This window comes from Paraburkholderia tuberum STM678 (assembly GCF_902833905.1).
Classification (GTDB): Bacteria; Pseudomonadota; Gammaproteobacteria; order Burkholderiales; family Burkholderiaceae; genus Paraburkholderia; species Paraburkholderia tuberum.
Genome location: NZ_CADFGP010000114.1, coordinates 1 through 11,273, shown reverse-complemented (window position 1 = coordinate 11,273; position 11,273 = coordinate 1). Strand labels below are relative to the sequence as shown.

The following is an 11,273-nucleotide window of genomic DNA, read 5'->3' as shown; positions in this document are numbered from 1 at the left end:
TCCGCACCACAGGCCGGATATAAGTCTGCAACCTCATCCTGTCCGTCACACACCGAATATCACCTGGCAAACCGGGAGGCGTCCATATAAGACAGAAATGCATTTTCAAAACAAGGGTTGCTTAGGGGCTTTGACTGCCGCGTTGGTAGCGGCACTGCTCAGTTCGCATGCCATGGCAGAGAAACGCTATGACAGAGGTGCGAGCGACACCGAAATCAAGATCGGGCAGACATGGGCGCTCAGCGGTCCAGTCGCATCGGAGGCCTACGAAACGCAAGTGCAGGCCGCGTATTTCGAGCGCCTGAACGAGAAAGGCGGTATCAACGGCCGGAAAATCCGATTCATCACGTTGGACGATGGCTACAGCCCGCCGCGAACCATGGAGCAGACGAGAAAGCTGGTAGAGGAGGATGGCGTTTTGTTCATTGCCCTGCCTTTTGGGTCGCCGACCAATGCGGCAACTCAACGTTACCTCAACGCTGCCAAGGTGCCTCAGATCCTCGTGACGAGCGGAGGGTCTCGATTCGTTGACGCAAAGACGTGGCCCTGGACGACCGCCGCATTGCCCGCTTATCAACGGGAGGGCGCCATCTATGGGCGCTACGTTGCCCAGATGGCGGCAGACCCGGCTTCCTCCTTGCACGCTCCGAAGGTTGGAATCCTCTATCAAAACGATGATTTCGGCCGGGATTTCGTCAAAGGCGTGAAAGCGGGCATGGGCGCCAAAGCCGCCTCGCTGATCGTAAAAGAAGTGAGCTACGAGCCCACTGATCCAACGCTCGACTCGCAATTGATTTCGCTGAAGGCATCCGGCGCCAACGTCTTTATGAACTTCACCACGGGACGTGCAACGAGCCTGTCCATCCGCAGAGCATATGAAATCGGCTGGAGGCCGCTGCAGATCCTCGACTCGCCCTGGGCATCGATCGAAGCGGTGCTGAAACCCGTTGGCCTCGAAAAGTCCACAGGCATCATCACTGCGAGTTACTTCAAGGAGCCGAGCGATCCTGCCTACTCCAACGAACCCAGCATGGTGCAGTTCGTTGAGTTCATGAAGAAGTATGTGCCGGACGTAAATCCCCGGTCCAGGAATGCGGCCATCGCCTATTTTGATGCCTCGCTTCTGGCCAGAATCATCGAGCAATCCGGCGACGACCTCACTCGTGCCAACATCATCAAGCAGGCTACCAGTTTGAGCAAAGTAGCCAGTCCCTTCTTGCTGCCTGGGATCACGGTGAATGTCGGCGACTCGGATCGCGATCCCATCAAGCAATTCCAGATTGTTCGCTTCGATGGGACCAAATGGGTGCCGCAAGGCGCGCTTCTTTCGAATTGAAATACCGCGGCGTATGGATTCTGATGAATGATCACGACCACAGCACAGTCGAACGCGACGGAGCGATCCGCCAACGAGCGCCAAGCGTTCTTGGAGGGGCGGTGATGGACGCTGAAAACACGGGGGTGATTGGCTCTTGCCTACCTCTTCTGCGCATCAGGGATGTCAGCGTCCGATTCGGGGGCGTCGTCGCCCTCGACAAGGTCTCCTTCGACGTCGAAGCCGGACAGATTTGCGGGCTCATCGGGCCGAACGGCGCAGGCAAGAGCACGCTATTCAACTGCTTGTCGAGGCTGTATGACTGCAACGAGGGGAGCGTCGAAGTCGGCGGCATATCCACACTGTCGAGACCCAGGCACGAGATCGCGCACATGGGTATAGGTCGCACGTTCCAGAACCTTGCACTCTTCAAGACCATGTCTGTGCGTGAGAACGTGCTGCTCGGCGTACACGGTCGGGTGCAACCGCGTTTCTTGGCAAGCGCTTGGCGATTTCGTTCTGAGCGCGTTGTCGAAGCGGACCATCAGCGGCGCGCGCAGGAGGTTATCGATAGCCTGGGGCTGGCGGCCGTCGCGGAGCGGATCGTGTCGGAGCTGCCCTTTGGCACACAAAAGAGGGTGGAGATGGCGAGGGCCCTCATATCGCGTCCCCGCTTACTTCTGCTTGATGAGCCCGCGTGCGGTCTCAATCACGAGGAAGTCGAGGCGCTGCGGGGGCTCCTGCAAGATGTACGGCAGCGGTTCAAGCTCGCGGTGCTGCTTGTGGAACACCACATGGGCTTGGTGATGTCAATTTCCGACAAGGTGGTCGCGTTGAATTTCGGCCGCAAGATTGCCGAAGGCACGCCGGAAGCGGTACGCAATGATGGTCGAGTTATCGAGGCCTACCTGGGCAAGTCAGCGGAGCATTCCTATGTTGCTTGACGTGAATCAGCTCGCGGCCAGGTACGGCTCAACAAGCGTGCTCCATGGTGTTGATCTTCAGGTGGATAACGGCGAGATCTGCGCTCTGCTCGGTGCCAATGGAGCGGGCAAAACAACCACCTTGCGCGCCTTGTGCCAGTTGATGGTGAAGACCGAAGGCACGGTGACTTTTTCCGGGCAAAGAATTGATGGCTTTACAACCGAGCGAATCGCAAGGGCAGGAGTGGCTCATGTTCCAGATGGACGAGGAACTTTCCTTGGATTGACCACCGAAGAAAACCTGCTACTTGGAGCAAGTTCCCGAGGCGGGGCGCGGGCCATCGCTTCCGATATCGAGAGGATGTACGGCTACTTTCCGCGCCTTCGCGAGCGCCGTAAGCAGCAGGCCGGCACGCTCTCCGGCGGCGAGCAGCAAATGCTGGCGATTGGACGGGCGCTAATGGGGCGTCCAAAACTGCTGATGCTGGATGAACCCTCGTTCGGCCTGGCGCCCCTGGTCGTTCAGGACATCTTCAACATCATGCGGCGGATCAACAGGGAGGAGGGCATGGCGATCTTGTTGATCGAACAGAACGCCAACATCGCGCTGGATCTAGCGCACCGCGCTTACCTGATTGAACAAGGCCGCATCGTCATGAGCGGCAAAGCCGACGACATGCGCAAGAACGCGCGCATTCGTCAAGCCTATCTAGGGGACTGAGAATGGAAGCATTTGGCCAACAGCTTCTCGCAGGAGTAGGCACAGGCAGCATCTATGCGATCGTGGCGCTCGCGCTCGCAGTGATCTACCAGGCGACCCATCACGTGAACTTCGCTCAGGGGGAAATGGCGATGTTCTCGACGTATCTCGCATGGGTATTGATCCAAGCTGGCGTTCCGTACTGGGCCGCGTTCCTCGTGACTGTCGCAGCTTCCTTCGTCATGGGGGCGGTGTTGGAGTTGGTCGTGATTCGACCTCTTCGAGACGCCCCGGATCTGTCCATGGTTGTGGTATTCATCGGCCTGCTGGTGACCTTCCACGGCATGGCCGGCTGGCTCTTCGGCTATGACAGCCACGACTTCCCCAGTCCGTTTGCCAACCTGCCGTGGGGATTTCCACAGCTGTTGTCGGCTCATCAGGCCGGCTCGATTGCGCTGACATTCTTTTTGGTCGCCTTGTTATTCGCCTTTTTTTACAGAACGAGCCTCGGATTGAAAATGCGCGCGGTTGCGCAAAATCGCGTTTCCTCTCAGTTGGTCGGCATTTCTGTCGGCAAGATGCTGATGCTAGGGTGGGGCCTCGCTGGAGCGATCGGCGCTGTATCGGGCTTATTGGTGGCGCCGATGGTTTTCCTGGACCCGTCCATGATGATGGGAGCGGTTCTCTATGCATTCGCCGGCGCCTTGTTGGGCGGGATCGGCAATCCTGCTGGCGCCGTTGTTGGAGGATTCCTGGTCGGAATTTCCGAAAATCTGTTGGGGACCTATGTGGTCGGCACCGATCTAAAGCTATCGATAGCGCTGTTGCTGATCGTGGTCGTTCTGATATTTGCGCCGGACGGCCTGTTTGGCCGCCGGGTCGTCACGAGGGTTTGATCATGAGCAATTTCCTCGATCGTGCATATACCGCACAGCGCGCCGTTGGCATTCCGTTCCGCCTTTGCTGGGCGGGATTGTTCGTGGTCGCAGCGGGCGTGCTCTTTGTCGGTAACGGGTATCAGCTTTTTCAAGCGACGATGCTGCTGGCGTATGCGGTCTCTCTACTCGGCCTAAACCTGCTGACCGGCTACAACGGGCAAATCTCCCTCGGACATGGAGCATTCTTTGGCATTGGTGCTTACACGGTTGCGATTCTCATGGATCGATTTGGTTTGCCGTACTGGCTCGTGGTGCCGCTGGCCGGAGTCGTCTCGCTGGTCATTGGTTACGCATTTGCCTGGCCAGCACTCAAGCTCGATGGAATCTACCTGGCGTTAGCCACTTTTGGCCTTGGCGTGGCTACTCCACAGCTTTTGAAGTGCCGCTTACTCGAACAATGGACAGGCGGTGTTCAAGGCATTGCAGTGATCAAGCCAGAGGTGCCATTGGGGTTGCCTTTGTCGCAGGATCAGTGGCTGTTTCTGTATGCGGTTTTGATCTGCGCGATCGTGTTCTGGATGGCCAACAACCTTCTTCGGGGGGCTGCCGGTCGCTCCATGCGCGCGATCCGTGACCATGCGCTGGCGGCCGAGGCAACGGGTCTTAACATAACGACCGTCAAAACGAAGACCTTTGCCTTGTCCGCCGCTTATACGGGCGCGGGTGGCGCCGTTTCAGCACTGGCGGTGCAGTTCGTGGCTCCCGATTCGTTCTCCATGTTTCTGTCAATCACTCTCCTGGTCGGGATTGTCGTGGGAGGTGTCGGAACGCTGTGGGGCGCCGCTTTCGGCGCGGTCTTCATTATGGTGATACCTGCTTTTTCGGAGAGCGTTTCCAAGTCAGCCCCTTGGGTCGTGTATGGGGTGCTTCTGATTGTTTCAGTCTATGTTCTTCCTGGTGGCATCGCGGCCCTGGGCAACCGCTATCGCCTGATGAGGTCGCACCGCTAATGTCCGTGCGCCGAGCCCAAAGAAGACAAAGAGAAAGTGACATGAAGAAGATAAACGCAGCCGGTTTGGCAGCGTCGGCAATCCGCGTCGGATTCGCTCGATCCAATACGTCGCGATGCGGATTAATTCGTTGTGACTGTGAGGGCGGTGCGCGATGATGTCGACGGATAGCACACCACAGAGCGGTCTGCCCGGCTCTCTCTTTGACCTGGCCGGCAGGAAAGTTGTCGTGACCGGTGCTGCATCCGGCTTGGGCCGTATTTTTGCCGAAGCGCTTTCCCAATCTGGCGCAGCGGTGGCTTGGGTCGATCGCGAGGCGGAGGCGCTCGCGGCCTGCGAGGCCGTAGGCGTCTGCGATTGCCGCGTTGTCGCTGATCTTGGCGACGAAGCGGGCGTTTCACAGATGGCAGAAAAAGTCCTTGCCTGGTGTGGCGGAAAGCTAGACGTGCTGATCAACAACGCTGGCATCGCAACTCGGCCCGGGCGTTTGCTGGACGTCCAGGCGAAGGACTGGGATCGTGTCTTCGCGATCAACTTGCGCGGCGCCTTCCTGGTTACGCAGGCACTGCTGCCGGCATTGATTCAGAGCGGGCGCGGTTCAGTGGTGAACATCAGTTCTTATCTCGGCACCGTCGGTGTCTACCCAGGCTTCCCAGTCACCGCGATTCCCTATGCCGCATCGAAAGCCGGACTGATTGGCTTCACGCGGCAGCTCGCAATCGAGTATGCGGCCGAGCAAGTGCGGGCGAACGCGATCGCGCCGGGCTGGCATAGTGGCACGCGCCTTGGACGTGAGCGCGACACGACGGGTGGCGCCGCGGCCGTCGCGCAGATGGACGCCTTTGTCGAGAGGGAGGTGCCGCTCGGCTATAGAGGTAGGCCGGCTGATCTGGTGGGCCTTGTCATCTACCTTGCGAGCGATGCCTCGAGCTATGTCACGGGTCAAGTGTTTGTTCATGATGGCGGCATAACCGCCCGCTAACTCAGTGAGGTGAGCCGCTGGCGCAGCCGGAGACTCGCCCTGGTTTGACCTGTACGATGGTCATTGCAAATGCGTGGTTGGCTCTTGCTGCGCGCAGCGATGGCCTGTTCCGTTGTCGGCGCGTCGAAGCGCCCATCATTGCGTTCCCGCTGATCGGCGTCATCGGCTCAGTGCACCACTTAGCTCCCGCGGTTGAGTTCGCGGTTCAGCGCGGTCATTTCGTCGGTGCTCGGGAAAGCGGGGTACGCGCCGAGTCGGTCCATGAGCGCTTGGAGGTTCTGCGGCGCACGGGCCTTGTCCGCTGCCGCCAGCGCTTTGCGCAGGTCATGCGCAGTCAGGGAGGTGCAATAGGCTGGCGTGCCCGGCTGCTGGTGCCAGGAGTCGGCAAGGCTTCCCGCATCGACCGGCTCGAACCCGGTTTCGTCCACCAGCGTCTGCGCAGTCGCCTTGGCGGCCGCGTCGTCGCCAGCAATCGGTACGGCGAGGCGATCGGCTGCGCTGCGCGGTGTTCCCCCGTCCGCAAGCACGCCAGCCAGAATGGCGTTAAACGTCTTCACTACCGGGCGGCCGAACTGGGCGCTAGACCAGACGCTCTCGGGCTTGCCGTCGTCGACTTCGGCGATATTGCCGTCGCGCACGGGATAGTAATTCGAGGTGTCGATGACGACCACGTCCGTCGGCACATCGGCGAACAGGCCAGCGAGCTCCGGGTTGTTCTTGAAAGGAATCGAAACGACGACGACGTCGACGTTCTTGACTGCTTCGTCCGGGGTGACCGGTTCCGCGCCCACCTTTTGGGCCAATTGGCGTAGTTCGTCGGGGGTGCGGGTTGAGGCCAGCTTGATGCTGTGCCCGTTCGCAGAAAATTTTTGCGCGAGCGTGGCGCCGATGTTGCCTGCGCCGATGATGCCAATTTTCATGTTCGTCTCCCTAAGTGTCGCCAGTGTCGGCTGCAAGCCAACGAGGGTGGAGTTGATTGCAGCCGAAGCGAGGCTGTGTACGTTACGTCAGACGGCCCGACGAGAGCCGATGATCGCCTTGGTCTCCAAGTATTCGCCGAAGGCAACCTCGCCCCATTCGCGTCCGTTGCCCGATTGCTTGTACCCGCCAAACGGCGCGGCAAAGTCCATGTCGGCATAGTTCAGCGTGACCTGGCCGGCGCGCAGCCTGCGCGCAACGCGCTCGGCCTGGGCCGGCTCGCCCTGGACGTAAGCCGCCAGCCCAAAAACCGTGTCGTTGGCGATGGCGATGGCGTCGGCTTCATCGGCATAACCGATGATTGAGAGAACCGGACCGAAGATCTCCTGCTGTGCGATCGCCATATCGTTCTTCACATTGGCGAAGACGGTCGGGCGAACATAGAAGCCCGTTTCCAGTCCCTCGGGTCGGCCAAAACCGCCGGTGACGAGCGTCGCGCCTTCATCGATGCCGGACTGGATCAGGCGCTGGATCTTGTTCCACTGCGCCTCAGATACGACCGGTCCCATCTTCGCGCTGCTAGCCGGATGCCCCACGGTCCACTGCTCGGCTGCGGCCTTGGCAAGCTCGGAGGCCTCCGCCATCCGCTCGGCGGGAACCAACATCCGCGTGGGCGCACCGCAGGATTGGCCGCTATTGATCATGACGCCCGCGACGCCCGCCGCAACAGCAGACGCCAGATCGGCGCTGGGCAGGAGGATGTTGGGCGACTTGCCGCCCAGTTCCTGATGCACGCGCTTCACCGTTTGGGCTGCGTTGAGCGCCACCTGGATGCCGGCTGGCGTGGATCCGGTGAACGAGACGAGATCGACATCGGGATGTGCGGTCAGGGCATTACCCACGCCTGCTCCGTCGCCTTGCACCAGGTTGAACACGCCCGCAGGCGTCTGAGCCTCGTGCATGATCTCGGCGAAGATCGTCGCCGAATACGGCGAGATTTCCGACGGCTTCACGACCATCGTGCAACCGGTCGCCAGCGCCGCGGCGACCTTGCAGGCGATCTGGTTGAGCGGCCAGTTCCAAGGGGTGATGAGCGCACAGACCCCGATCGGCTCACGCACGATGTGTGCAGTGCCGTGGGGGCCCTCGAAGCTATAGCCCGCGAGCGCAGTCCGACCGATCTGAAGGTGGCCGAGGCCGACGGGCACCTGATACTGCTCGGCAAGCCAAAGCGGCGCGCCCATCTCCTCCGAAACCGCGTGGGCCAGGTCTCCGGCACGCCGTTGGTAGGCGGCGATGATACGGTCGAAGAGCGCAAGACGGTCCTCGACCGAAGTCAGCGAGAAGGTCTCGAACGCAACTCGAGCTGCGGCCACCGCTCGGTCGACGTCGCGGGCGTCACCGATCGCGACTTTGCCGGAGACAGATTCATCCGCCGGGTTGATGACATCAATCACGGTGTCGCCGGCAGGCTCAACCCACGATCCGTTGATATAGAACTGAAAATTGTTGCGCATATCTGGGCTCTCCATCGTCGTCAAAGGAGGCCAAGGTATATGCCGTAGACCTGGACGTCAATTAGGCACCTGGAGTAGCTCTGGTAGGCTTGAGGATACCGGGTGCCGTGGGCCAACCCCGATCGGCGGTAGTGTCCCGGTCGCCCTCGCAGGTCCTGATCGACAAGAGCCTGCAGGCGCGCGTCAAGCAAACTGCCGATGTTCTGATCCTTCCGCCAACGCGCTTCCACCCGCCGCCGCGTCGAATGCCTGACGCGCGGCCTCGACCTCGGAAAACTTGACGAGCGTCCACTCATGCAGTGCCCGCAATGGCGGCTGCAACGTGCGCCCAAGAGGCGTGATCTGATACTGCACCGCCACCGGAGACAGCGAAACGACTGTCCTCGAGATCAGGCCGTTGCGCTCGAGCCGGCGAAGACTCTGGGTGAGCGCCTTCTGAGTGACGCCTTCGAGGCGCCGCCGGATGGCGTTGAAACGCTGCGGCCCGTCATCCAGCACGGCCAGAACCATCATCGACCACTTGTCCGCGATCTGGTCGAAGAGTGCGCGGCTGGGACAGTCAGACGAAAAGCATTTCAGTTCGGGAACGGGCATGGTGGTTTCCTTCGATACACCTAGGCGACTTCAGGTGCCTAATTGACGGCAGGTATCAAACATATACCATGATGCCTTTGTTTGCAACGGAGCCTGTTCAATGTCTCACCCCGATACCAGCACCCTGTTTCGTCCCTTCTCAATCCGCTCGCTCAACCTGAAGAACCGGATCGTCATGGCCCCGATGACGCGGCTCTTTGCCTCCGAGGGCGTGCCTGGCGACGCGAACGTCATCTATTACCGGCGCCGGGCGGAAGGGCGCGTGGGGCTTATTCTGTCCGAAGGGACCGTCATTGACCGTCCTGCATCACGCAACGACGGCGGCATTCCGTTGTTTTATGGCGAGGCCGCGCTAGCCGGTTGGAAAGATGTGATCGATGCCGTCCACGACGCAGGCGGCCGTATGGCGCCCCAGATCTGGCACACCGGTTCCACCCGTTACATCAACAACTGGGAGCCTGATGCGCCGGTCGAGAGCCCATCCGGGCTAGTGGCGCCCGGCGACCCTCGCGGCGTGGCTATGACCGAAGAGGACATCGCGGATACGGTTGCCGCCTTCGCCAAGGCGGCAAGAGACGCCAAAGCGCTCGGCTTCGACGCGGCAGAGATCCATGGCGCCCATGGCTATCTGATCGACCAGTTTTTTTGGTCAGGGACCAACCAGCGGACCGATCGCTATGGTGGGCCGACGATCAAGGAGCGGTCCCGCTTCGCAAGTGAGATTGTCGCTGCCGTGCGAGACGCCGTCGGTCCGGATTTCCCGATCATCATGCGGTTCAGTCAGTGGAAGCAGCAGGATTTGAGCGTGCGCGTCGCCGAGACCCCGGCGATCATGGAGGACTGGCTACTGCCGCTGGTTGAAGCCGGCGTCGATCTCTTGCACTGCTCGCAGCGACGCTTCTGGGAACCCGAGTTTCCTGAGATCGATGGCGAAAATGGGCTAAATTTTGCCGGCTGGGCCAAGAAGGTGACGGGTGCCGCGACGATCAGCGTCGGATCGGTCGGGCTTGAAAAGGATTTCGCCACCTCTTTTGCCGGCGAGGGATCGAGTCCTGCGAGCCTGGACCGTCTCGTCGAGCGAATGGAACGCGACGAATTCGATCTGATCGCCGTTGGTAGGGCCATTCTCAACGACCCAAGCTGGGTCAAAAAGGTTGAACACGGCGAATACGGCGCGCTGAAAGGGTTCGACGCAGCGGCGCTCGCCGAATTGGTCTGATGGCGAGTTCGAGGACGGGGAACATTCTTGGAACCCGTCCTCGTCGTTATTCGGACTTCATACTTTCCTATGGATGAAGGAAATGCCCAACCTTTTAGACTACACGGATAAAGTTGTGCTGATCACCGGCGGCGCTACCGGGATCGGACAAGCGACCGCGAAAGCGTTCGCCGGCCAAGGCGCGAAGGTCGTGATCGGAGACGTCAACGAGGGCGCGACGGAAACCGTTGCGCAGATCAAGCGGGCTGGCGGCGAGGCCTTGTTCGTGCGGACCGACGTAAGCGATCCTGCTTCGGTCGAAGCCCTCGTCAAGGCCACGGTCGATACCTACGGCCGCCTCGACTGCGCGTTCAACAACGCCGGCATCCTGCCGACAGCCACCCCCCTCGCCGAAATGTCGGTCGCGGACTTCGACAAGGTCATCTCGATCGACTTGCGCGGCGTGTTTCTCTGCCTCAAGTATCAGATCTCGCACATGCTGACGGCGGGGGGCGGCTCGATCGTCAACACGGCCTCAGTGGCCGGGTTGATCGCAGGCCGGAACACGTCTTCCTACGTCGCCGCCAAGCATGGCGTGATCGGTCTTACAAAGGCAGCCGCGCTCGACTATGCCACTCAGGGCATCCGCGTGAATGCCATCGCTCCTGGCCTGGTCGCCACTGCCATGACCAAGGGTTGGTTGGAAGACGCTGATTTCAGTCGAAGATTGTTGCAGACCATCCCGCTCGCCCGCCCAGCGGAGCCTGAGGAAATGTCTGGCATGGTGCTTTTCCTCAGCTCGTCCCAAGCGTCGTTCATCACGGGGCAGACCTTCACCGTCGATGGCGGGCAAGTCCCCCGCTGATCGCGGTGCCGCCATTTATCCAGAATCATGGATCGAGACAACGTGCTTGGAGAGCGGGGAGGCCAGTTGACTTGGGAGCACTGTTCGATCGGCTAGACGTGAATGGGAGTGTGCCCGGTGCGGCCCGGGCGCTCCTCATCGTCGGCGGCGCAGGTGGCGTCGGCTCAATCGACGTCCAACTTGCACGCGTCCTGACCGATATCACCGTCATCGCCACCGCCTCGCGGCCCGAGACGATCGAGTGGGTTCGGTCGCTCGGCGCACATCTTGTCGTCGATCATTCGTAAGCGGTCCATCTTCGACGTCTATCGGCTGGCGGCATGAGCGAGGAGCATTGGTGTCCACCTACGTGGAGGTGGACACCTATGGCTGG

General features: G+C 60.5%; 11 protein-coding genes and 1 pseudogene. 9 read left to right on the top strand and 3 right to left on the bottom strand.

Annotated features, from left to right (window positions below; all coding sequences use genetic code 11):
• From HWY30_RS39465 to HWY30_RS39440, 6 genes are all read left to right on the top strand, one after another.
• Positions 1-1,336, top strand: a 1,336-nt coding sequence (locus tag HWY30_RS39465) for an ABC transporter substrate-binding protein (RefSeq protein ID WP_208524375.1), incomplete at its 5' end; no start/stop codon positions are given.
• A 104-nt stretch (positions 1,337-1,440) separates the two neighbouring features.
• The gene (locus HWY30_RS39460) at positions 1,441-2,259 is read left to right on the top strand and encodes an ABC transporter ATP-binding protein (RefSeq protein ID WP_090810133.1); all 819 of its coding nucleotides are present in this window, start codon (positions 1,441-1,443) and stop codon (positions 2,257-2,259) included.
• Positions 2,249-2,959, top strand: a complete 711-nt coding sequence (locus tag HWY30_RS39455; RefSeq protein ID WP_090806492.1) for an ABC transporter ATP-binding protein — start codon at positions 2,249-2,251, stop codon at positions 2,957-2,959. Before HWY30_RS39460 ends, HWY30_RS39455 begins: the two co-directional genes overlap by 11 nt.
• A gap of 2 nt (positions 2,960-2,961) precedes the next feature.
• Positions 2,962-3,834 carry a branched-chain amino acid ABC transporter permease gene (locus HWY30_RS39450; RefSeq protein WP_090806491.1) on the top strand — a complete coding sequence of 291 codons (873 nt, stop codon included), beginning with the start codon at positions 2,962-2,964 and terminating at the stop codon, positions 3,832-3,834.
• A gap of 2 nt (positions 3,835-3,836) precedes the next feature.
• The gene (locus HWY30_RS39445; protein WP_090806489.1) at positions 3,837-4,826 is read left to right on the top strand and encodes a branched-chain amino acid ABC transporter permease; all 990 of its coding nucleotides are present in this window, start codon (positions 3,837-3,839) and stop codon (positions 4,824-4,826) included.
• Positions 4,827-4,980: 154 nt separating this feature from the next.
• On the top strand, positions 4,981-5,808 hold the full coding sequence (locus tag HWY30_RS39440; protein ID WP_090806487.1) for an SDR family NAD(P)-dependent oxidoreductase: 828 nt from the start codon (positions 4,981-4,983) through the stop codon (positions 5,806-5,808).
• Positions 5,809-5,987: 179 nt separating this feature from the next.
• On the opposite strand, the gene HWY30_RS39435 is transcribed toward HWY30_RS39440, so the two are convergent.
• The 3 genes from HWY30_RS39435 to HWY30_RS39425 all read right to left on the bottom strand — a co-directional run bounded on the left by HWY30_RS39435 (position 5,988) and on the right by HWY30_RS39425 (position 8,837).
• Entirely contained in the window at positions 5,988-6,764 is a 777-nt protein-coding gene (locus tag HWY30_RS39435) for an NADPH-dependent F420 reductase (RefSeq protein WP_425199434.1), read from the bottom strand.
• A 51-nt stretch (positions 6,765-6,815) separates the two neighbouring features.
• On the bottom strand, positions 6,816-8,243 hold the full coding sequence (locus tag HWY30_RS39430; protein WP_090806483.1) for an aldehyde dehydrogenase family protein: 1,428 nt from the start codon (positions 8,241-8,243) through the stop codon (positions 6,816-6,818).
• Between the two features lie 183 nt (positions 8,244-8,426).
• The gene (locus HWY30_RS39425; RefSeq protein ID WP_090806482.1) at positions 8,427-8,837 is read right to left on the bottom strand and encodes a winged helix-turn-helix transcriptional regulator; all 411 of its coding nucleotides are present in this window, start codon (positions 8,835-8,837) and stop codon (positions 8,427-8,429) included.
• Positions 8,838-8,937: 100 nt separating this feature from the next.
• On the opposite strand from HWY30_RS39425, the gene HWY30_RS39420 reads away from it, so the two are divergent.
• The 3 genes and pseudogenes from HWY30_RS39420 to HWY30_RS39410 form a co-directional block, all read left to right on the top strand.
• Positions 8,938-10,056, top strand: a complete 1,119-nt coding sequence (locus HWY30_RS39420) for an NADH:flavin oxidoreductase (protein WP_090806480.1) — start codon at positions 8,938-8,940, stop codon at positions 10,054-10,056.
• An 82-nt stretch (positions 10,057-10,138) separates the two neighbouring features.
• Positions 10,139-10,900, top strand: a complete 762-nt coding sequence (locus tag HWY30_RS39415) for an SDR family NAD(P)-dependent oxidoreductase (RefSeq protein ID WP_018424282.1) — start codon at positions 10,139-10,141, stop codon at positions 10,898-10,900.
• A gap of 80 nt (positions 10,901-10,980) precedes the next feature.
• Positions 10,981-11,184, top strand: a pseudogene (locus HWY30_RS39410) (zinc-binding alcohol dehydrogenase family protein); the annotation flags it as partial.
• Between the last annotated feature and the right edge of the window lie 89 nt (positions 11,185-11,273).